This is a genomic window from Paracoccus wurundjeri (genome assembly GCF_030678915.1).
In the GTDB taxonomy this organism is placed as follows: domain Bacteria; phylum Pseudomonadota; class Alphaproteobacteria; order Rhodobacterales; family Rhodobacteraceae; genus Paracoccus; species Paracoccus onubensis_A.
The window spans coordinates 1-20,652 of record NZ_JAUUTZ010000005.1; the positions used below are offsets into that span (position 1 = coordinate 1).

The 20,652-nt window shown below is 62.3% G+C and carries 17 protein-coding genes; all 17 read left to right on the top strand.

What is annotated here, in order from left to right:
* The first annotated feature begins 304 nt into the window (after positions 1-304).
* On the top strand, positions 305-583 hold the full coding sequence (locus Q0601_RS06455) for a MoaD/ThiS family protein (protein WP_305288360.1): 279 nt from the start codon (positions 305-307) through the stop codon (positions 581-583).
* A gap of 3 nt (positions 584-586) precedes the next feature.
* Complete coding sequence (moeB, locus tag Q0601_RS06460) at positions 587-1,747, top strand: molybdopterin-synthase adenylyltransferase MoeB (protein ID WP_305288362.1); 1,161 nt, start codon at positions 587-589, stop codon at positions 1,745-1,747.
* 69 nt (positions 1,748-1,816) lie between these two features.
* The gene (locus tag Q0601_RS06465) at positions 1,817-2,854 is read left to right on the top strand and encodes an ABC transporter ATP-binding protein (protein WP_305288364.1); all 1,038 of its coding nucleotides are present in this window, start codon (positions 1,817-1,819) and stop codon (positions 2,852-2,854) included.
* On the top strand, positions 2,851-3,930 hold the full coding sequence (locus Q0601_RS06470; RefSeq protein ID WP_305288367.1) for an ABC transporter permease: 1,080 nt from the start codon (positions 2,851-2,853) through the stop codon (positions 3,928-3,930). The genes Q0601_RS06465 and Q0601_RS06470 overlap by 4 nt, the downstream gene beginning before the upstream one ends.
* Positions 3,931-3,986: 56 nt before the next feature.
* Entirely contained in the window at positions 3,987-4,922 is a 936-nt protein-coding gene (locus Q0601_RS06475) for a thiopeptide-type bacteriocin biosynthesis protein (RefSeq protein ID WP_305288369.1), read from the top strand.
* Positions 4,919-6,262 carry a YcaO-like family protein gene (locus tag Q0601_RS06480; RefSeq protein ID WP_305288371.1) on the top strand — a complete coding sequence of 448 codons (1,344 nt, stop codon included), beginning with the start codon at positions 4,919-4,921 and terminating at the stop codon, positions 6,260-6,262. The genes Q0601_RS06475 and Q0601_RS06480 overlap by 4 nt, the downstream gene beginning before the upstream one ends.
* Entirely contained in the window at positions 6,259-6,903 is a 645-nt protein-coding gene (locus Q0601_RS06485; RefSeq protein WP_305288373.1) for a TOMM precursor leader peptide-binding protein, read from the top strand. Before Q0601_RS06480 ends, Q0601_RS06485 begins: the two co-directional genes overlap by 4 nt.
* Complete coding sequence (locus Q0601_RS06490; protein ID WP_305288376.1) at positions 6,900-9,230, top strand: nitroreductase family protein; 2,331 nt, start codon at positions 6,900-6,902, stop codon at positions 9,228-9,230. Before Q0601_RS06485 ends, Q0601_RS06490 begins: the two co-directional genes overlap by 4 nt.
* Positions 9,223-10,272, top strand: a complete 1,050-nt coding sequence (locus Q0601_RS06495) for a M50 family metallopeptidase (protein ID WP_305288378.1) — start codon at positions 9,223-9,225, stop codon at positions 10,270-10,272. The genes Q0601_RS06490 and Q0601_RS06495 overlap by 8 nt, the downstream gene beginning before the upstream one ends.
* Before the next feature lie 27 nt (positions 10,273-10,299).
* A complete protein-coding gene (locus tag Q0601_RS06500) occupies positions 10,300-12,855 on the top strand; it encodes a lantibiotic dehydratase (protein WP_305288380.1) in 2,556 nt (851 codons plus the stop codon).
* A gap of 14 nt (positions 12,856-12,869) precedes the next feature.
* Positions 12,870-13,595: an ABC transporter ATP-binding protein gene (locus tag Q0601_RS06505; protein ID WP_305288383.1), complete on the top strand. Its 726-nt coding sequence runs from the start codon at positions 12,870-12,872 to the stop codon at positions 13,593-13,595.
* 11 nt (positions 13,596-13,606) lie between these two features.
* Positions 13,607-14,770, top strand: coding sequence for an ABC transporter permease (locus Q0601_RS06510; RefSeq protein ID WP_305288385.1), 1,164 nt, complete (start codon positions 13,607-13,609; stop codon positions 14,768-14,770).
* Positions 14,770-15,939: an ABC transporter permease gene (locus Q0601_RS06515; RefSeq protein ID WP_305288387.1), complete on the top strand. Its 1,170-nt coding sequence runs from the start codon at positions 14,770-14,772 to the stop codon at positions 15,937-15,939. The genes Q0601_RS06510 and Q0601_RS06515 overlap by 1 nt, the downstream gene beginning before the upstream one ends.
* 12 nt (positions 15,940-15,951) lie before the next feature.
* Positions 15,952-17,166 (top strand): YcaO-like family protein, encoded by a 1,215-nt coding sequence (locus Q0601_RS06520; protein ID WP_305288389.1) that lies wholly within the window; start codon positions 15,952-15,954, stop codon positions 17,164-17,166.
* Positions 17,163-18,515: a TfuA-like protein gene (locus Q0601_RS06525; RefSeq protein WP_305288391.1), complete on the top strand. Its 1,353-nt coding sequence runs from the start codon at positions 17,163-17,165 to the stop codon at positions 18,513-18,515. The genes Q0601_RS06520 and Q0601_RS06525 overlap by 4 nt, the downstream gene beginning before the upstream one ends.
* On the top strand, positions 18,487-19,677 hold the full coding sequence (locus tag Q0601_RS06530) for an efflux RND transporter periplasmic adaptor subunit (protein ID WP_305288393.1): 1,191 nt from the start codon (positions 18,487-18,489) through the stop codon (positions 19,675-19,677). Before Q0601_RS06525 ends, Q0601_RS06530 begins: the two co-directional genes overlap by 29 nt.
* A gap of 40 nt (positions 19,678-19,717) precedes the next feature.
* Positions 19,718-20,635 carry an alpha/beta fold hydrolase gene (locus Q0601_RS06535; protein ID WP_305288395.1) on the top strand — a complete coding sequence of 306 codons (918 nt, stop codon included), beginning with the start codon at positions 19,718-19,720 and terminating at the stop codon, positions 20,633-20,635.
* The last annotated feature ends 17 nt before the right edge of the window (positions 20,636-20,652 follow it).

Sequence of the window (20,652 nt, forward strand, 5' to 3'; positions counted from 1 at the left end):
GGGGGGGGGGGGGGGGGGGGGGGGGGGTGGTCTATAAAAAAACACACCCCCGGGGCGGGGGGGGGGTGCCGTGGGTCGGGGGGGGGGGCCCCCCCCCCAACCCCCCCCCCCCCCCCAACCCGACCGATAAACCAAGGGTCCATCAGGAGCCGAGCCTAGTACCTTAAAAATAGCTCCTCGACCCTCATAATTCAAGTTCCGCACGGTGCGACTTTCTGTCCGCATTGGCCGGTGTCTTGTTGCCATCCGCAATGCCGGATCGTTCGGCATCGCCTGAACCAGGCCAGACATGGGAGATCGAGTCATGTCTATCGTAATCGAACTGCCAACGACATTGCGCCCCTTTGCCTCGGGCGAAGCGCAGGTTGCATTGAACGACCACGCCTCGTTCAACGAGGCATTGGGCTCGCTTATCGCCCGCCATCCCCGGTTGAAAAGCCGCCTCGTGACGGGATCGGGAACGGTTTACGATTTCGTCAGCGTTTTCGTGAATGACCGCAGGGTTGGCCCGGACGAGTTTCCGGAAATCACCCTTGATGATGGCGATGTGGTGACTCTTGTTCCTGCCATGGCGGGGGGCTGAGCCATGAACAAGATCGCCCGCGACATCTCCCCCGCCCTCACGGCCGAGGAAACCCGGCGCTATGGACGTCAGCTTGTCCTTGATCAGATCGGCCCCGACGGGCAGGAAAAGCTCAAATCCGCGCATGTGCTGGTGATTGGAAGCGGCGGGCTTGGATCTCCGGTGTTGCTGTATCTTGCGGCGGCTGGCATCGGCCATCTTGGCATTGTCGATTTCGATATCGTGGATATCACCAATCTGCACCGGCAGGTGTTGTTCGGCGATGCCGATCTGGATTGCTCCAAGGCCCGTTCCGCCGCCGCCCGGCTGCAGGCGCAGAACCCGCATCTTGCGGTGACGACACATGAGACCCGGATAGATGCCGGAAATGCAGGGGAATTGATCGCCGGCTATGATGTCGTGGTCGATGCGACCGATAATTTCGCGGCCCGTTACGTCATCAACGACGCCTGCGTCCGCGCCGGTATCCCCAATGTTTCCGCCTCGATATTGCGTTTCGACGCCCAGATCGCGGTGTTCGACCCGGCGCGTGGCGGCCCCTGTTACCGCTGTGTCTTTCCGGCACCGCCGCCTGCCGGTCTTGCCCCCTCCTGTGCCGAGGCCGGTGTCGTGGGTGTTCTACCCGGCATCGCGGGAACGCTTCAGGCGAACGAGGTCATCAAGCTGATCTGCGAAATCGGCACGCCGCTGATCGGACGATTGCTAAGCTTCGACGCGCTGGAAACCCGCTTTCGCAATTTCGAGATCGCGCGGAACCCGGGCTGCATCGCCTGCGGAGCGAAAGCCGATCCGAACCGGCCTTTGGGTCTGGCCGAGGCCGAACCGGCCTGTGCGTTTGAAACGCCTGTTGCCGAAATCAGTGTTGAAAAGCTGGCGGCGGCGATTGCCGAAGGCACGCAGCCATTCCTGCTGGATGTCCGTGGCGCGGCGGAACGCGAGATCGCCCGGATTGCCGGATCGCAGGGGATCGCACTCGACATGCTCGAGGCCGAGGCGGACAGCTTGCCCCGAGACCAGCCAATCCTGTGCATCTGCCACAAAGGCGCGAGATCGTTGAAAGCCGCGCGGGCACTGACGGAACTTGGCTTCACTCAGGTCGCCAGCCTGACCGGCGGCGTAGATGCCTGGGCCGAGCGCATCGACCCGTCGTTGAAACGCTATTGAACCCGAGTCCGGGTGGACGGGCCCCAACACGTGAACCGGCCCCAACCGGGCCCCATCCGAGGACATGTCATGTTTGGCGCAATCAAGAACCGCATTCCGCGCGACGCCGGCGAAAGAAGCCGCGGCGCCACGCGACCGATTGGCACCGCCGATATCCGGTCGGAACCACGGGAACTCCGGGTCGAGGCTCTGGGGTTGCGCAAGACATATACCGGCGGCGCGCGAGAGGTTCATGCTCTGCAGGGGGTCGATCTGCATGTTGCCAAGGGCGAGTTCGTCGGGGTTCTGGGCCCCAACGGTGCGGGCAAGACGACGCTGATCGAATGTCTCGAAGGGATCCGCCGCCCCGATACAGGTACGGTGCGAATTCTTGACGCGGACACTTCTGACGCCGGGAAGATGAAGAAAATCCGGGGGCGCATGGGGATCGCGCTTCAGCATTCGACCCTGCCCCCACGCCTGACCGTGCGCGAGATCCTCACGCTTCAGACCAGGCTTTACGCCAGTCAGGTCAGGGTGGATCGGATGATCGATCTGGTCGGCATCGGCGACAAGGCGGACCAGCGGATCGAACATCTGTCCGGCGGCCAGCAGCAACGGGTGGCCGTCGCCATGGCATTGATGGGCGATCCGGAGCTGATGTTCCTCGACGAGCCGACCTCGCAACTCGACCCCCATGCAAGGCTGGCCCTGTGGGAGCTTCTGTATACCCAACGCGACCGCCGCGATGCATCGGTCGTCATCACCACCCACCAGATGGAGGAAGCGCAGCGCATCTGCGACCGGGTAGTCATCATCGATCACGGGCGGGTCATTGCCGAAGGACAGCCCAAGGAATTGCTGCGGCAGCATTTCACCTCGCGCCGCATGAATTTCATGCTGCCCATCGCTGCCGCTGTTGATCTGCGCGCGCTCAACGCCCGCTCGCAACCGGCAGGAAACGGCATGAAACGCGTCAGCCTGCAAACCGAGCGGCCGGGTGCGACACTGGTGGAACTCGCGCAGGCCTATGGCGACAGCATGATCGATCTGAGCGTCGAGGAACCCACGCTCGAAGAGCTTTTCGTAAAGCTCACCGGAACAGCTTTGCAGGGAGAAACGGCATGACATTCGCACGCATCAAGGCATTGTTCTCGATTCAACTTGCGGAAACCAAGCGCGATTTCGGAGCGGTCTTTCTAAGTCTTATCTTCCCCTTGTTCTTCGTGCTTCTGCTAAGCGGTTCGGTCCTGCTATCGCCTGATTTCAAAGTCGAATTCGGCATCGTCAACGCCGGAACCAACACTGAGGCACGCGAATTCGCGGATCAGCTGGCATCGCAGAACGTGGCGCTTCGCAGTCTGGACGCCGAAGCGGCAAGGGAAGGGCTCGACAACGGCGAACTATCCGCCGTCGTGATCTTTCCCGATGGCTGGGCAGCGAACGGGAACACCCCGCTTCAGCTTGAAACCGGCAAGACCTTCGCGGGCTTTGCGGAAACTGCCATCGATGCGGCGCGCGCCCGGATCGGTCTGTCCGAAGACACGGCGATCGAGGCGCGCACCATCGAGCAGGCGCGGAACGCCGAGTTCAACTTCATCTATCCGGGAATGCTTGCCCTTGCGCTTGTCCAGCTTGGGCTGTTCATGACCGCAACGCCCATTCTCAAGGCGCGCGACCGCGGCACCCTGCGCTATCTGCTGCTGACGCCACTCACCAAACCCGAGATGGTCTTCAGCCAGATCGCCTTCCGCGTCGCCGTGGCGGTGCTGCAAATCGGCATCCTGCTGGCGGTGGGCAGTTTCATTGTCGAACTCAGCCCGCTGCAATGGCTTCAGACCGCAGGCGTCGCCCTGATGGGAGTGATCATGCTGATCTCGCTGGGCTACGCACTTTCCGGCCTAGCCACGAGTACGGAAGCCGGAATGGCAATGGTGATGATCGCCAATTTCACCCTGATGTTCGGCGGCAATATCTTCTGGGATCCTGAAGGCTCCACCGTCCTTATGGTGATCGCCCATATCCTGCCCGTCAGCTATCTGGCCGATGCCTTCCGGCAGATCATTTCCGGCGCGGAAGGATTGTGGCCCCTGTGGCTCGATCTTGCGGCGATCATCGGATGGACCGCTGCGATCCTGCTGGTGGCGACCAGAACATTCTCTTTCGACATGCGTGGCGGAGAACTCAGACCCCAGCATGGCTGATCCGACGCGCAGCCCTTGCCGCGCGCGCGCCTTAACGACCGACCGGGAGATGACCGATGACCGAGACGACCCCAAAAACAGACCATGACTGGATCTTCCTGAAGATCTATCTGGGCGAGGCCGTGGATCGAATGGACTGGATGATCGGCGAGGTCGCCCGCATGGTCCAGCGCGAGGACCGTCAGGATTTGGCCAAGTGGTTCTATCTGCGTTACCTTGACAAGGACGGCATCCATATCCGCTTTCGGGTATTGCCGAAAGATCAGGCGGATGCCGGCCGGATCCGCACGGGTCTGATCGACGGCATCGCCGATCGCCTCAGCCGGATCAATGCGCAGCCGCCAAGCGACTATGCCCCGATGGTCACGATGCCCGGTTTCGAGGAACAGATCGAGCAGGTGACCATCGCCCATAACGACGTGCGCGTCGTGGAAGCGGAATATGAACCCGAACATGACAAGTTCGGCGGCCCGGAAGGCATGCCGGTGGCCGAGACGTTGTTCTGGAAAAGCTCGGTCATCGCCGCACGGATCATCGGCAGCGAGGCCGAGGGCCTGCTGTCTCGCAAAAGCCTGATCCCACGCCTGATGCACGAGGTTTTCGAAGCGTTCCGCCCTGACACCGATGCCGAAACCTTCTGGCGCGAATATTCCTATTACTGGCTTGGCGCACGAACGCCGGCGGCCGAAGACTGGCGGGATCGCTTCCATGACAAAGCGGCGGATCTTGCGGCCGAGGGCATCTCGCCGCTCACCCCACACGGCGCGTCACAACAGGATTTCGCCGCAATCGCCGCGGATTGGCGTTCCGCGCTGGATGTGGCGGCAAGTGGCTATCGCGCGCTGGCGGGCCGTGCCGAGGCTAATTCCGAAGTGCTGACTTTCACATTCGCGCATCTGATGAATAACCGCTTGGGCATCGCCAGCCTTGAAGAATCATATATGGCCGCGCTGTTAGAACAGGCGGGCGTCACCGGGAAGGTCGCGGCATGAACCCGGTTCTCGATCTTGACATCAACTATCTTCGGGCGCGCTACCCGTTCCAGCGCCTGCTGATGCCCCAGGGCGGCATCCTGTCCGGAGCCAGCAAGATGGCCCCGGACCAGGGATCACCGGATATGCATGTGGCCGTGACCGATATCGGCAACATGACCAAGGTCTTCCCGCATATCATCAAACCGGACGGCAATGACGTTCTGGATGAGCCGATGGGCGGCGCCGGCGCCGATCTCGACGAAGAGATGGCATGGCTTCGCGCGGTGATGGAAGGCGCGGAACGTTACGCCAACATGGCCTATGACGAGTCCGATTTCGTTGTCGCCAGCGGCAATGAGATCGGCGAACTGGGCATAGATCTGGATGATATCGCACGCTGTTCGGATGCCGAATATGCCGATCCGGCCTGCCCGTTCAACCCGCCGCAAAAATCCCTGCCGATCCGCTGGACGCGCGGCTGGTCACTGTCGAAGAAATGCGAACGCTGGGTGCCGACGGTGATGACGCATCTTTACACCCGTCCGTCGCGCAACGAACGCTTCTGGCAAGAGATTTCCACCGGAGTCGCCGCGCATACCGATCTTGGCGCAGCGGTGGTTTCGGCGCTTTGCGAGGTGATCGAGCGTGACGCGCTGGCGATCCTGTGGCTCGCGCAGCTTCCTTTGCCCCGGATCGACATCCCGCAGCCCTATCCGCCGGCTCTGGCGGACAATCACCGGATGCTGGATCAAAGCCTTGTGAAACAGATTTTTTTCGATGCGACCAGCGATCTGAAGGTGCCCACGGTCTATTCGCTTCAACTGGTCGAGAACCATCCGAAGCTTTCGCAATATGTCAATTGCGCAACCGGTTTCGATCCGGCCATGCTGGTCGCCAAGACCATCCGCGAAGCCGCGCCTGCGCGTCCGGTTCTGCAACAGCAGTCGAACATGCCGCAGAATGTCGATGACTACCGCGCGCTGTCAGACGGGGCGAATATGCTGGGTCTGCCGGAATGGCGCAAAGCCTTCGATTTTCTGATGAAATCACCTAACAGCATTTCGCTGGCCGATATGCTGGCCCCGGATCTGCCCCGCCCGGTCGATTGCATCGGCTACATCCTGGAACAGCTTGAAGCGCAGGGGATGGAGGCAGTGATCTGCGATCTGACCACCGATGAGCTGCGCGAAATGGGAATCTGGGTCGTCCGTGCGGTCATCCCCGGCCTGATGCCGATGAGTGTCGTTCAGAAAGCCCGTTTTCTTGGAACTCCGCGCCTTTACGACTACCCGCGCAGCGCCGGTTTCAAGGCGATTTCCGAGGCCGATATCAACCCTTTGCCACAGCCGTTTGCATGATGAAAATTCAATATCTCACCCTTGGACCCTTTGGTGCCGCCGTGGCTGAACAGGCCGCATGCGGTGATGCCAATGCGACGCAGCAGGAATTTCCGCGCGAAGCTTTGACCGCGCCCGAGATTCTGGATCCACTTTTCGAGCGGGCCGATTTCGTCGCCGTCGCCGCATGGCGCCCCTATACCGACCTGTTCGTGGCGGCGGAGGAAGCTGCGCGGCGCACAGCAACCCCATGGAGCCATGCCGTGCTGGCCGGAACCCATCTTTCGATCGGCCCGCTGACGCATCCCGGCGCCCCCGGCTGCTATGCCTGCCATATCAAGCGCGCGGGCACCCATCATCGCGCACCGGGGCGCGAGATCGTGCTTGACCGCTTTTACCGCAAGAACCCCGATGCGGGACCCGAGGGCTTTACCGGCCCCATGGTGTCGCTTGCCGCCCATGCGCTTCGCGCGGATGCCGTGGCCGGGCGTGAACACGCCGGGCGGCTTCGCATCGCGAATATCCTGACGGGGGCCGTCACCGTGACACAGGTCCTGCCTGTGCATGGCTGTCCCAGTTGCTTTGCCGACCGGGCGCAGACAGAGCCCGGCGTTCGTTTCGTGCGGGATCTCGTTCCCGCGATTCAGGAAATCCTGCCATGAACCAGATGAACAGCGTAAGTGCCGACACGATCGGCGGCAGCTTTCTCAATGATGCCGAACTGACCTTGCCTCCGCGCCCGCGTCTGCCTCCGGAAATCATGATGATCCCCTATGGCGCGCAGGGGCTGTTGTTCGAGGGTGGCGACGGTAATCAGCTTATCTCGGGCCGGGGGGCGCGCAGCTTTATCCCGCGCCTCGTCGCCGTGCTGGACGGGACGCGGACGCTGGACCAGATCCTGACCGCCTTTCCGGGCATCCCCCAAGCCAAGGTCTTCGGCGCGCTGGCACTGCTTTACAGCCGCGGCCTTCTGGAAGACGGCACCGGCGATGGACCCATTCCCGAAGGCATGACCGAAAGCGCGAAATTCTTCGGACGATATATCGACGCGACGCGCGTGAACGGCAATCGTCACGCGGCGCTGTCTCGATTGGCCGAAACCCATGTCGCATTATGCGGAAACGGTGCCTCTGCACTTGCCGAAGCATTGGAATGCGCAGGCTTTGCCTCGCTCGTGACGCCTGAACATCCTGCTGACATCCCCGACCGGACCGGGCTGCTGATCACGCTTTTCACCGGCGAAGACGATGCCGGGATTCAGGAATGGCTGGATACGGCATGGACGCGGGGCATACAGACGCTGCATGCGCATCTGGGCGCGGACAAGGTCGAGATCGGGCCGCTTTTCATGCCCGGCGCATCGGCCAGCCCCTCCTGTTTCCATCGCCTTCGCACCAGGGCACCACAGGGCAACTGTGCGGATCCGGGCTTCTGGGCCGGAATCGTGGCGCTTTCCGCCCAATCGCTGATCAGCCGCATCGGCCGGGTCGAGCTTTATAACATTTGCCATATCCATGCCGGAGACAGCTATGAAAAGCTGAACCTCGCCCGCCTGCCGGGTTCCGAGGCCGCCGGGCTGGGTCATGTCTCTGCTCCCCGAAGCGATCCGCATAATGTGGTCTGGCGCCTGCATAATGCCGCCAACGGCATGGCGCCGCGCGAACTTCAGGTCCCGCGCGATCACCAGATGCATTACTCGGCCTCGAATATCTCGACCGCGCGGGAACGCCCTGCGCCGCATCATGGCGCGACACCCTTTGCCCTGCCGGATGAGCGTCCGCTGTCGGATCGGACAGGCGATGGCCGGATCGATCTGCCGGTACTGGCGACGATGCTGCGTCATGCGGTGGGATATGATCATGCCGGCCGGCGCATCGCACCCAGTGCGGGGGGGCTTGGCTCGGCGAATCTGTACCTTGTTGCGCGTGACGTTCCCGGCCTGCCGCGTGGCGCGATATGTCATTATTACGCCCCTGACCACCGGCTGGACTATCTTGGCACCGTGACCGACGAGGAACTGTCCGGGGCACTTGGCGCATTGCCGCAGGATCTGCCCAGGGCTCTGCTGATCGGCGCGTCGGATACCGATAAGACCCAGAAGAAATACAATAATTTCGCCTTTCGCTTCGCGCAGCTCGACTGTGGCGTTGCGCGGGCCTATCTGACCGGCATCGCAGGGCATTTCGGGCTGCCCATGCGCGACTATCCCGGTCTGCGGGACCGGTCGATGGCGCTTTTGCTGCGGTTGGGCATTCGCGCGGGGCAGCAGATCGTGGCCTTCGCCGCCGGACTTGGCGATGGCGCGCATCCGGGGCGGCAACTGCTTCCCGCGCTGCGTCCGTTCCAGGCGGTTACGCAGTTGATTGAGCTTTCGGCCCATGACGGTCCGGTCGGCAGCCCGGCGATGATCGTTCCCGATCCCCCGGTCTGGAGCAGGGCGGCGGATCCCGCAACGCTGCTTGCCACGCGCCGCTCGCAACGCGTCTTTGACGGCCTGCCGCTTGCCGCCGATGAAATCGCCATGATCTTCCGCGCGGCGCAGGCAATCTGCGATACCTTGGAAAAGACCGGCGCGCGCCATCTGCGGCTGCGGTTTCGCGCCATCGCGGCAACCGGCGACGGCAGGGCGGATATCGTCCGGCCGGGGCAGGACGGGCCGGAAACCCTGCGAACCGGGATCACGGCTGATGCATTGGCGGAACTGACCATCCAGCCCGGTCTGATCGAGGCACCCTTTGTTTTGCTGGTGACCGGCGATCTGCATCACGCCGTCGATACCGCCGGTGCGCGGGGTTACCGCGACCTGATCGGGCGCGCCGGAGCCGTGGCGGGGCATACGCTGATTGCTGCCTGGGACCGGGGCATTTCCGGTTGCCCCTGGGGGGGCATGTGCGAATCCGGCTGGGGACCGCTGCTGGAGATCGACCGCTACACGGACTGCCCGCTTTTCGGCATCAGCTTCGGACGGACGGGGGCAGGCCATGGCTGACATCGCCCTGGCCCCCGCGCCGCAAACCGTCACCTCGTCCTGCATTTCGCTGACCAAGGGGGTCGCCAAGGTCAAGCGCAGGAACACGACGGTGCTGATTTCGCCCGAGGACGGCAAATCGCTGCGGATATCCAAACCCGCCGAAGCACTGATCCCGTTGTTGGCCGAGGGAACCGACCGCGCGACACTGATGCAGACACTCGCCGAGCGCTATCCCGGCACACCCCGGATCACCCGGCAACTGGACCGCTTCCTGACCCAGCTGCGCGAGGCGGGGCTGTTGGAGACCGATACCCTTGCGCGGCCCGAAAGCCCCAAAAACGGCAGGCAGGTCGCGAAGATCGCGATCTTCGACATGGACCCGCCCGCAAATATGATTGCGCGGGCGATACGGGCGCTGCCTACAGGTTTGGCCTGGGGCATATTGGCTGCCATGCTTGGCGGGGCGATACTGGCGATCATCCTTCTCGCGGTCGGTCCGCGCTTTCCGCATCCATCCGATTTCGTGACCGGATTTCACGTCGCCGGTGCCTTGATCTATGCGCTGGTGGGCGTTCCCTTGCACGAATTCTCCCATGCCGTCGCCTGCCGGCTTGCCGGAGGGAAAGTCGGTCGCGCGGGCATCGTGGCGCATGGCTTCGTTCCGGGCCCTTATGTCGAGACATCGGGTCTCTATCTTGTCCGCAGCCGCTGGCGTCGCTTTGCCGTTCCCGCCGCAGGTCCGGCGGTCGATCTGATCGCTGCGGGAATCGGGGCGGCAATGATCCTGCTGGCCACGGATCCGGCAGGTGCAATCGCCCATATCGGCCAGACACTGATGCTGGTCTCGCTGCTTTTTCTTGTCCTGAACATCAACCCTTTCATGCCCAGTGACGGCAGCCACATGGTCGAGGCGCTGCTGGATGACGAACTGGCCCGCAAATCGGCCCTTCGCTTGCGCGGCTCGCCATTATCCGACCGGCGGGACGTGGCTTTCTACCGGGCCTACGCGTCGGGTTACGTTCAGGGCCTTGTCTGCCTGATGTGGTTTTGGTGGTTCTAGACGTCCCGAGCAATCCCGGAGGAAGCCATGAACATCGATACAAGAACGCTGACATGCCATACCGCCGCCGATGACCGGGCGGGCCATATCGCGCCTTTCGCGGTCTTGCGTGCCGCGACCCTGCCTTTCGATGCGATTCAGGCATTGCGGCTGCCCGAGACAGAACAGCTTCTGGCCAGTATCGCCTTGGCAGAGCAAAAGATGGAAGCAACGCGCGAACAGGTCGAGCGCGTTTTGCACGAACTCGTCCCCGGTCTTGAAAATGACAGGAAGCTGCGCCGCCATGTCGTGAATCTGAAGCGCGACGTTCATAACGGGCGGGGCTCGCGGCTGAAACATCAGGCGTTGATTTCCATCGCGGAACTGATCCACGGCGAAAAGGACCGCAGCGCTTTCGATAGGTGGTGCAGGGCGGCAGAAGATCATGCCAAGGCGGGCATCGTGCTGGAGGAAACGATTGCCCGGGAAACGCAGGATGTGCTTCGCCCGGCCCTGCGCGATGCATTGAAGGTACCGCATTTTGCCCGCGCCGTGGCACTTGCCAGCCCCCGCACGGCGAAATCCGCGGCAAGGGAAAAGAAGCTGCCCAAGACAGCGTGGCCCGACAAGCTGGAACGTTCGCTGCTGGGTTACATTGCGCGCGCCAGCGTCAAGACCAGCCCTTTCTCCAGCTTCATGTCGGTTTCGACCCTTGGCGTCGATGCTATGGCCGCTGTCGCGCCTCCGTCGGCGGCATCGGCGGATTTCGAAAGCTTCGCCACCGTCAATCGCGGGCTGGCCGCGCAGCTTGAACGGTTGTCGCGGGAAAAAGCTGCCCGGTCGGGTTCCGCCATGCCATTGACGGTGAACTCCACCCTGCGCCCGGTTAACAATGGCCGTTTCGTAGCGCTATGCAACGAGGACATTACCATGGCCGGCCGCGGCTGGAGCGAACAGCGCCTGGCCCAGTTCCGTCTCGGCGGGCCCTTGGGACAGGTGCTTGCGCCGGGGCTGTCGGATCACTGGCAAGGCTGGGTGCGACGGCTGACCGGGGCCGGTATCCCCGAACAGGATGCCGACCGCATGATTGCCCTGTTTCTGGCGCGCGGCGTGCTGACCGCTCCGCCCGTATTCGATCTGTTCACCGGCAATCCCCTGCGGGCACTGGCCGATCACTGGCGCGACTGCGAGCTGGCCGAACTTGACGACGCGGCAGAGGAACTTGACGCCCTGATCACGTCTCTGGACGATTTCGGCGCGGCTGAAGGCCAACACCGTCTGTCCTGTATCGCACAGGCCGAGGAATCCGCCGCGAAGCTGCGCGACCGGCTTTCCACGCAGGCCCGCGCGCCAGAGACCCTGACCAACCTGATCACCGAGGATTGCTGGCTGAGCAGCACGGATGGAACGCTTGGCGCGGATCTTATGGGGCCACTAGCCGATCTTGAGGATTTTCTGGCTTCTCAGGTCGCGATCGCCCCCGCCTATAGCGCGCTGGTCAACAGCTTCACCGCAAATTTCGGTGCTGGCGGGACTTGCAACACCGTGATCGAATTTCTGACCGGCGCCGCCCCCCATCTGGTCGATATTCCCGAATTCGGCGCCAGACTGGAAGAAGCCACGCCGGATGCCGCACCCGAAGGCGCCCATATTCCGGTGACCGCGCATTTTCAGATTGCCCGGGGAGGAACCGGCGGAACCGAATTCGTGATGAACCGGGTTTTCGACGGCGCAGGCTGGCTGGCCGCGAGGTTCACGCAATCCGATCATCCGCAGGCGCAGCGGCTTGCCCGGTCGCTTGACGGCTGGCTTGCCATCGTTGCCGAAGGGGCAGAGCCCGTGGATCTGCCGGTGGCGGGGCAGGCATCCGATCTGCAGGCGCATCGCGAAATCACGCATCGCGTCCTTGGCTGGCCCGGAGAGCCATTGACCCTGACCCCGGACCGCATTCTGAACCCGGCCTCGCTGCGGCTTCGCCACGATCCCGCGACCAACTTCCTGTCGCTGACCGATGCCGATGGCCGTGCCGTAAGCCTGCAATATCTTGGCAATACCTTTCCCAACCCGTCCTGGGGCGTCCGCTATGCGCTGTCGATCCTGTCGCGCCCCTTCGTCGTGGCCCGGCCCAGCATCGACGCGCCTTCGCTTGCCTCGGGCGAGCCGGTGCATTTCCGGCCCGCCCGCAGACATGGGCAGGTCGTGCTCAGCCGCGCGGCATGGTGGGTTTCCTCGGCCTATCTGCGCGACTGCTGGCTTGACGGCACCCCGGCGGAACAATTGCTGGCGACCGCCCGCGACATCGAACGGCTGGCCCTTCCCCCGCAATTCTATGCCCAAATCCATGTCCCCATGCAGAACGCATCGCTGCTGGTCAGCCGGGACGTTCTTGATGCCAACAGGAAGCCGATCTGGGTCGATACGCGCAACCCGTTCTGGCTTGCGATGCTGGAACGGCTGACTCGCAAGAGCGATTGGGTGGTGCTGAGCCCGCCCTGCCCCGGCCCCGACACACTTTGGTTCGAGGTGGCCGGCCGGAAGCATGTCACCGAAATTCATCTAGAGATGCTGGTTCGCGCAGGCAAGCGCCGCCAGGGCTCGTTCTGAGAAAGGAACGCAACATGACCGTTCACGATACAGAAATTGCGATTCAGGCCGCGGACCGTCAGGACCGCCCCGCCTTCGTCCAGATCGACCGTGTCTCGAAAACCTATCGCAAGGGCAAACTGGCGGTACCCGTGCTTGACCGGCATTCCATGATCATCGCGCAGGGCGACATGGTTGCGCTGGTCGGCGCGTCGGGGTGCGGCAAGACGACGCTGCTGAACCTGATCGGCGGCGTCGACCGGCCCGACACCGGCGAGATCACGGTTGATAAAACCCGCATCACCTCGTTATCGGATGCCGGGCTGACAGAGTGGCGGGGGCAGAATGTCGGTTTCATCTTCCAGTTCTACAATCTGCTGCCCGCATTGTCGGCGCATGCCAATGTGGAATTGCCCCTGCTGCTCCATGACATCCCGAAAGCGGAACGCCGCGCGCGGGTCGATAACGCACTGAACCTCGTCGGGCTGCAGGATCGTGCCAGCCACCGCCCCGAAGAACTGTCGGGCGGGCAGCAGCAGCGAGTGGCCATCGCAAGGGCGCTGGTTACCGATGCCGATCTGCTGCTGTGCGACGAACCGACCGGCGATCTGGATCAGGATTCGGCGACCCGGATCATGGAACTGCTGAGCATGCTCAACCAGGAATTCGGCAAGACCATCGTGGTCGTGACCCATGATCCGCTGGTTGCCGAATACGCGCACCGCACCGAGCATATGACGCGCCCCGAAACGGCGGCATAGGAGGGCACGACATGCGTTTCCTTTCCCTTATCCTTGCCAATGCGTCGCGCGGCCGCGCAAGGCTTGCCTTCACCCTTGGGTCGGTGGTGGTCGCGTTTCTGTTGCTGGGCCTGATGCTGCCGGTATTGCGGGTTTTCGACAGCCGTGTCGATTTCGCCGATGCGAACCGGCTGATGGTGCTGAACAAGGCATCGATGATGCGCCCCTTGCCGATCAACTACAAGGATCGCATCGCCGAGCTGGACAATGTCGAAGAGGTGGGACATTTCACCTTTTTCGGCGCCGCATATCAAAGCAGCAGCAATCAGATTCCCGCAATCGTGACCGAGCCGGAAAATTTCCCGATCATGGTCGAAGAGGTGGAATTCCGCGACCCGGACGCGCTAAACAACTGGCAGGCCGACCCGTCCAGCATCGCGGTCGGCCGCGATCTGGCGAATAAGCATGGCTGGAAGATCGGCGATCTGGTACCGCTTCATTCCTCGATCTACAACCGGTCAGACGGCAATCCCGTCTGGACCTTCCGGGTCGGTGCGATCTTCGATGGCGCCGCCGAGGATTCGGTGACCGACTCGGTCGTCATCCCCTATGAATATTTCAACAATGAACGCATCAAGGGCGAAGATACGGTCGGGTGGTTCGCCGTTCGCATCGCGGATGCCAACAAGGCCGAGGCCACCGGCAAGGCGATCGACGTTCTATTCGAAAACTCGCCCAATGAAACCGCAACCACGACCGAACGCGCCTTTGCGAAAAGCTTTCTCAACCAGGTCGGTGATTTCAAGACATTGATCGGCGCGACGCTGATCCTGGTGTTCTGGACCCTGATCCTGATCACCGCGAACGCGCAGATGCAATCGATCCGCGAACGTTTCGGAGATTTCGCGGTCATGCGCATCCTTGGCTTCCGCAAGCGCCACATCACCCGGATCATCCTGTCGGAAAGCCTGCTGACGATGTTCTCGGGCGGTGTCATCGGCATGACCATTGCCGGCATCGCGGTGCTGATCGTATCGGCAAAGGCCGAGGCGCTGTTATCGCTTCTCAGCCTTGACTGGCGGGACTGGCTGATCGGTGCCGGCATGATGGCCGCGACCGGAGTCATCGTCGCGACCATTCCGGCGATCCTCGCGGCGCGGCAAAACATCATCGACGGATTGGCGGAGACCCTGTGATGAAAACCCTGACACGCATCAGAACCGCACTTGGCATCTCGCTTCGCGGCATCGGACGACGCTGGTGGGCCTCGCTCAACTCGGTTTTTGGAACGGCGGTCGTCGTGGCCGTGATGGTCGCGATCCTTGCCATCGGCGCAGGATATTCGGAGGCCATGAAAATGGCCGAGGTCGATGACGCCAACATGATCCTGAAAGGCGGGGTCAAATCCGAGATGGAAAGCACGCTGGAAGGCGCGGATGTGCGGCTGATCGAATCCGAACTCGGCAGTGCCGCCGCAAGCGAGGTCTATGTCGTCGCCTCGATCGAGAACAATCGCGGCGATCCCGTGAATCTGGCCCTGCGCGGCATCTCGGAGAATTCCACCGATCTGCGCCCCGGCTGGACCCTGAGCCAGGGCCGTATGCCCGAGGAAGGCCGCCGCGAAATCGTGGTCGGCGCCCGTGCGCAACAGCATTTCGGAGGTATGGAACTTGGTTCCGAACTTCGGCTTGGATCGGCAAGCTGGACTGTCGTCGGCGTATTCGAAACCGGTGGATCGCTGACGGAATCGGAGATCTGGGCGCTGGCGACCCCGGTTCAGGACGCGTTCAACCGGCAGGACAGCTATCAGGTGGTCATCGCTCGCCCACAAGATGGCGAAACCCCGCAGGACATGCAGAACCGCCTGAACCGCGACAGCCGTTTAAGCCTATCGGTCACCAGCCTGGCGGATTATTACGGCGAACAGGCCCGCGCCATGACCCGCTTTGTCACCATCATGGGCTACGGGATCGGTGGCTTGATGGCACTGGGGGCCATCTTCGCCGCAGTGAATACCGGATTGGGCCATATCAAGACCCGCGCCAAGGAAATCGCCACGCTGTCGATCCTTGGCTGGACGGAACGCGCCCTGACCGCCGCATTGACCATCGAAACGGTCCTGATGACCGTGCTGGGCGGGCTGATCGGAGTCGCGGCGGTGCATCTGATCTTTGACGACTGGCTGATCTCGACACTTTTCTTTGCCGAGGACTTCACCCAGATCGTGTTCGACTTCGATGTCACCGCCGGCATTCTCTGGCAGGCAGTGGCAATGGCGGTGATCATCGGCCTGCTGGGCAGTATCGGCCCGGCGATGCAACTGCGACGCCTGCCTGTCGCGCGCATCCTGCTGCAAAGGCGTTGAGGGAGGCGAACCATGACAGAGCTTTTCGGACAAAACTACGCCGCATCCAAGGGATATTTCGAGGGCACGCACCGCACCCGCACGCCCGAGGAAAGCCTTGCCGATTTCACCCGGCACATGCCGGCCATGGGGATCACCCGGATCGGCAACGTGACGGGCCTTGACCGGATCGGCTTCCCGGTCTGCGTCGCGATCCGCCCCAACGCCCGCGCCTTGTCCACCAGTCAGGGCAAAGGGCGCAGCCTCCCCGCCGCCAAGGTTTCGGCATTGATGGAAGCGGTAGAGACATGGCACGGCGAACGCCCAAAAGGCGAAATACGTATCGCCAGCCATGCCGAACTGAAACGCGAAACCGCGATGCCTCCACTTTACGATTTCCCGGTACGCGCGGATGCGGAATTGTCGGAAACCCATCCGCTGCCCTGGATAAATGGCTGGGATCTGATGACGGGGAAACCATCGTGGCTGCCATTGGAAACCGTCTCGAATAATTTCGTCGAAGGCGGGCAGCGCCCGGTTTTCCTGCGCTCGACCAATGGGCTTGCTTCGGGCAATCACATGCTCGAAGCGGTGGTTCATGCGTTGTGCGAAGTGATCGAACGCGACGCCCTTACCATGTCTTCGCTGTCGGGCGGCGGTCTTGCCATCTGCCCGCGCAGCGTCCCGGATCCCGATCTCGCGATGCTGCTGGAGGAACTGGAAGCCAAGGAGGTCGCCGTCTTCCTGACCGACCGGACCGTCGATACCCGGGTGCCGACATTTACCTGCGAATTGATCGACAACCCCGAAAGCCCGATGTGGCGGGCCCTGCCGCAAGTGGATGGGCATGGCGCGCATCTTGACTATAGCGTCGCTCTCAGCCGTGCGGTAACCGAGGCGATACAGGCACGCGCCACAGTGATCTCGGGCAGTCGCGACGATCTGTTCCCACAGGATTACAGGGATGCCACCAGCATCGAGCATCAGTTGCGCCGGATATCCGAGCGCGGAGGCGCCCCGCTCGTCACCGACTGGACCGATGCCGCCGACAGTTTCGAAGCCGATCTCGATATCCTTCTGGAACGACTGCGCGGCGTCGGCGTCCGTCACGTTCTGATCTGCGATCTGAGCCGCGGCGAGTTCGGCATTCCCGTGGTCAAAGTCGTGGTGCCGGGGCTGGAGCCCGTCCGCACCCCATTCTATCGCCCCGGCCCCCGCGCCCGGGCATTCCTGAAGGAGGCCGCATGACAGGCCCGATCGTCATATTCCTTGGACCGACACTTTCCGCCGATGCGGCACGCGCCCGGCTGGACGGGTTATACCTGCCCCCCTGCCGGATGGGGGACGTCTTTCGCGCCGTCGATGCCCATCACCCCCGTGCCATCGGCATCGTCGATGGTTATTTCGAAGCGACCCCGGCAGTCTGGCACAAAGAGATCCTCTATGCGCTCTCGCAGGGTGTTCCGGTTTTCGGGGCCTCCAGCATGGGCGCGCTCAGAGCCGCCGAACTGCATCCTTTCGGGATGGAGGGCGTCGGGTCCATCTTCACCGCATTCGCCAGCGGCGAGATGACCGACGACGACGAGGTCGCGGTGGTTCATGCAAACGATTCTTCGGGCTATGCCGCCGCGTCGGTGCCAATGGTCAATCTGCGGCACGGACTGTCGCTGGCCGCCGCCGCAGATGTCATCGACGCGAAAGAGGAAAGCCGCGTGATCGCCGCTCTGAAAGAGTTGCATTACCCAAGACGCAGTTGGCAGGCGGTGTGGAACGGCGCGGGCGATCTTGCCCCCGACAGGATCGCCGCGCTTCGCGAATTCGTCGAGGCGACGGATTGCGATCTGAAGGCCAAGGACGCCCGTGCAATGCTTGACCGGATCGCCGAATGGGACGCCAATGGCGCAGCCGCGCCGGAAACGCATGGCTTCGATTTCGAACCCACATTGTTCTGGGAAGAACTGATGCGCCTCAATCGGGGTGGCGACAACGCGGTGGATGAGCAGAACCTGCTTGACCATCTGCGCATCGCGGAACCGGCGCGGGACGATATTCTGCGCGACGCTTTGCTGCATCATCTGGTCGAGGAAGCGGCGGCGAGGCTTGAGATCAAGATCCCGGATGATCGCACCGTACTTGCCCGTTTTCGGCGAATACGCGGCCTGACGACACCGGCCTTGCTGAAAGAGTGGATGGCGGAACAGAAAACCGATCAGGCGGCATGTCTTGAATTGGCGCGGCACGAGGCACGTCTGCGCGCATTATTGCAGCGAACCATGCCAAGTCTTTCGTCCGACCTCACCGCAACGCTTCGCCTGCGCGGCGAATATCGCCGGGTGACGCAAAGAGCCGCCCATATCGCAGCCCATCTGTCCTGCAAAGGTATCGCCGATCCCGGGCCCGAGCATGTTGAATCGCTTGCTCCGGTCCTGGCACGCTATCAACGCGATATCGGCGCGATTCATACGGAACTGGAAACCCATGCCGCCGAACTGGGCTTTGGCTCCATGCGCCATTTCCTGAGGACGCTGATCGGCGTCCATCTTGCATCGACATCCGAGGAGGCCGAAGATGGCACATCTACCCGACAGCACGCCTGAACCCTCTCGGCGGGCCGATCACCGAAAGGCCTTTCGCAGCTATTCCGATGACGAGCGCGCGCGTATGCGCAACATCCTGCAGAACATGGGAACAAAAGGCGCGGCATCATCCCCCGCTGTCGGCCCGGCGACCGGCGCGACATCGAAACCGCCGCGCAAGGCGATAATCGCCGGGATTGCAATTCTGCTTGTCGGGGCAGGTGGCATCTGGCTGCTGCGCCCGGATGCGAACGTAATAGCCTCCGACACCCGCACCGCGGGATCGGCGGAACCGGATGCGGCCGCCTCGCAAGAACCTACAGCGGCGGCCTCCCCTGATGTGGCGCCTCAGTCCCCCGGCGCCACGGATTCGGCTTCGGTTGCCGCTGCCGGACCAACGCTGGAAGCCAGCGGCAAGATCGTCGCCAAACGCATGGCGACGGTATCAAGCGATCTGACAGGCCGCGTTACGGAATTGCTCGCCGGGGAAGGAGACGCCGTCGAGAAAGGCCAGCCGGTCGCCCGTCTCGACGATCATGCGGCAAAGGCGCAACTGGCCATCGCCGAAGCCAATGTCATTGCCTCTGAAGACGAATATGCCGTGGTTGCCGCCGAACTGGAGGCAATGTCGGACAATCTGCAGCGCACCACGACTTTGGCGCAGCGCGGGGTGGCGTCGAAAGAGGCGCTTAGCACGCTTGAAGGACAATATGCCGTTCTCGAAGCGCGTGTCGCTGCCAGCAATCGCCAGATCGACGTGCAGCGCCGGCAGCTTGACGCAATGCGCAACGATTTGAACCAGACGCTGATACGTTCGCCCTTCAGCGGGGTGGTGACAGAGATCACCGCCAATATCGGCGAAATCGTGTCGCCGGTTTCACCGGGCGGTTATACCCAGTCCGGCATCGCCACGATCGTCGATCCGCAATCCATCGTCGGAGAGGTGAATGTCAATGAGCAGTTCCTGTCCAAGATCGAGGATGGACAGAAGGTCGAGATGACCGTGCCCGCGTGGCCCGACCGAACCTTTTCGGGCCATGTGTCACTGATAACGCCGATCGTCGATGACAGCACAGCCGCCGTAAAGGTCACTGTCACATTCGATCCTGTGCCGGAAAACATCTATCCCGGCATGCGGCTTGATGTGGCGTTTTTTTCCGATTCCGACCAGCCGGACAGTTGAATGAAACCGTCGGGCTCCGACATCCTGAAAGGAGGAGTTGATGATCATCTCCAGACGTATTTTCTGCGCCCTGCTGACCGCAACGCTGTCACTTGGCCCGATTGGCGGCATCGCCGCCGACACCAAGGCCCAGAACGGCCTTGAGGCAGAGAACAGCTTTGAAACCGACCGCATCGTCGTCAAAAGCGGTCCCAAGGCGGGCTCCGACATCATATTGCTTCCCGGTCTCGCCACACCCGGCGCGGTCTGGGACAATCTGGTCTCGGATCTCGAGGGACGCGCAACGGTGCATGTCGTCGATGTGAAAGGATTCGGCGTCGGCGACGGGGCTGCAAATGCCGAAGGCGGCATGATGGAGGGAGTGCTTGCCGATATCGCGGATTTCATCGATGAGCGCGGACTTGAGAAACCGGCGCTTGTCGGGCACAGCCTTGGCGGAACCCTGGCATTGCAGGCCGGAATCGAGACCCCTGACCTGTACGGGAAATTGATGGTCGTTGACGCCCTGCCCTTCGTGGCCCTGCTGTTCGATCCACAGGCAACGGTGGAAAGCGTCAAGTCTCAGGCCGAGTCCATGCGCGATCAGATGGCTTCCGCGCCCGCAGGAGCCAATGCGAAACAGACCGCCGAGCGTTACGCAATCGACGATGACGCGAAACAGCAGATCGCCGACTGGATCGCCGCATCGGATCCCGCAGCCGTCGCACAGGCTTTTTACGAGGATATGCAAGCCGATTTCAGACCGGAACTGGCCGAAATCGGGCCAGCCGTCACGCTGATCGTACCCGTCCCCCCCGAGGCAGAGGGTCAAAACTTCCCACAACAATACGGAGCGCTTTATTCCGATGTGCCGGAACTGGAAGTGGTGCCTATCGAGGGCGCCCGGCATTTCGTGATGCTTGACCAACCGGAAGAGATGACCGCCGCAGTCGAAAAATTTCTGGGATTGGAAGAATGATGGTCTGAAAAGCCACG

Excerpts from the sequence above, each read along its gene's own strand:
- Q0601_RS06490 (WP_305288376.1), top strand. The coding sequence starts at position 6,900 with ATGAACCAGATGAACAGCGTAAGTGCCGACACGATCGGCGGCAGCTTT.
- Q0601_RS06465 (WP_305288364.1), top strand. The coding sequence starts at position 1,817 with ATGTTTGGCGCAATCAAGAACCGCATTCCGCGCGACGCCGGCGAAAGA.
- Q0601_RS06475 (WP_305288369.1), top strand. The coding sequence starts at position 3,987 with ATGACCGAGACGACCCCAAAAACAGACCATGACTGGATCTTCCTGAAG.
- Q0601_RS06480 (WP_305288371.1), top strand. The coding sequence starts at position 4,919 with ATGAACCCGGTTCTCGATCTTGACATCAACTATCTTCGGGCGCGCTAC.
- Q0601_RS06535 (WP_305288395.1), top strand. The coding sequence starts at position 19,718 with ATGATCATCTCCAGACGTATTTTCTGCGCCCTGCTGACCGCAACGCTG.
- Q0601_RS06485 (WP_305288373.1), top strand. The coding sequence starts at position 6,259 with ATGATGAAAATTCAATATCTCACCCTTGGACCCTTTGGTGCCGCCGTG.
- Q0601_RS06520 (WP_305288389.1), top strand. The coding sequence starts at position 15,952 with ATGACAGAGCTTTTCGGACAAAACTACGCCGCATCCAAGGGATATTTC.
- Q0601_RS06525 (WP_305288391.1), top strand. The coding sequence starts at position 17,163 with ATGACAGGCCCGATCGTCATATTCCTTGGACCGACACTTTCCGCCGAT.
- Q0601_RS06530 (WP_305288393.1), top strand. The coding sequence starts at position 18,487 with ATGGCACATCTACCCGACAGCACGCCTGAACCCTCTCGGCGGGCCGAT.
- Q0601_RS06505 (WP_305288383.1), top strand. The coding sequence starts at position 12,870 with ATGACCGTTCACGATACAGAAATTGCGATTCAGGCCGCGGACCGTCAG.
- Q0601_RS06470 (WP_305288367.1), top strand. The coding sequence starts at position 2,851 with ATGACATTCGCACGCATCAAGGCATTGTTCTCGATTCAACTTGCGGAA.
- Q0601_RS06510 (WP_305288385.1), top strand. The coding sequence starts at position 13,607 with ATGCGTTTCCTTTCCCTTATCCTTGCCAATGCGTCGCGCGGCCGCGCA.
- Q0601_RS06515 (WP_305288387.1), top strand. The coding sequence starts at position 14,770 with ATGAAAACCCTGACACGCATCAGAACCGCACTTGGCATCTCGCTTCGC.
- Q0601_RS06500 (WP_305288380.1), top strand. The coding sequence starts at position 10,300 with ATGAACATCGATACAAGAACGCTGACATGCCATACCGCCGCCGATGAC.
- Q0601_RS06495 (WP_305288378.1), top strand. The coding sequence starts at position 9,223 with ATGGCTGACATCGCCCTGGCCCCCGCGCCGCAAACCGTCACCTCGTCC.
- moeB (WP_305288362.1), top strand. The coding sequence starts at position 587 with ATGAACAAGATCGCCCGCGACATCTCCCCCGCCCTCACGGCCGAGGAA.
- Q0601_RS06455 (WP_305288360.1), top strand. The coding sequence starts at position 305 with ATGTCTATCGTAATCGAACTGCCAACGACATTGCGCCCCTTTGCCTCG.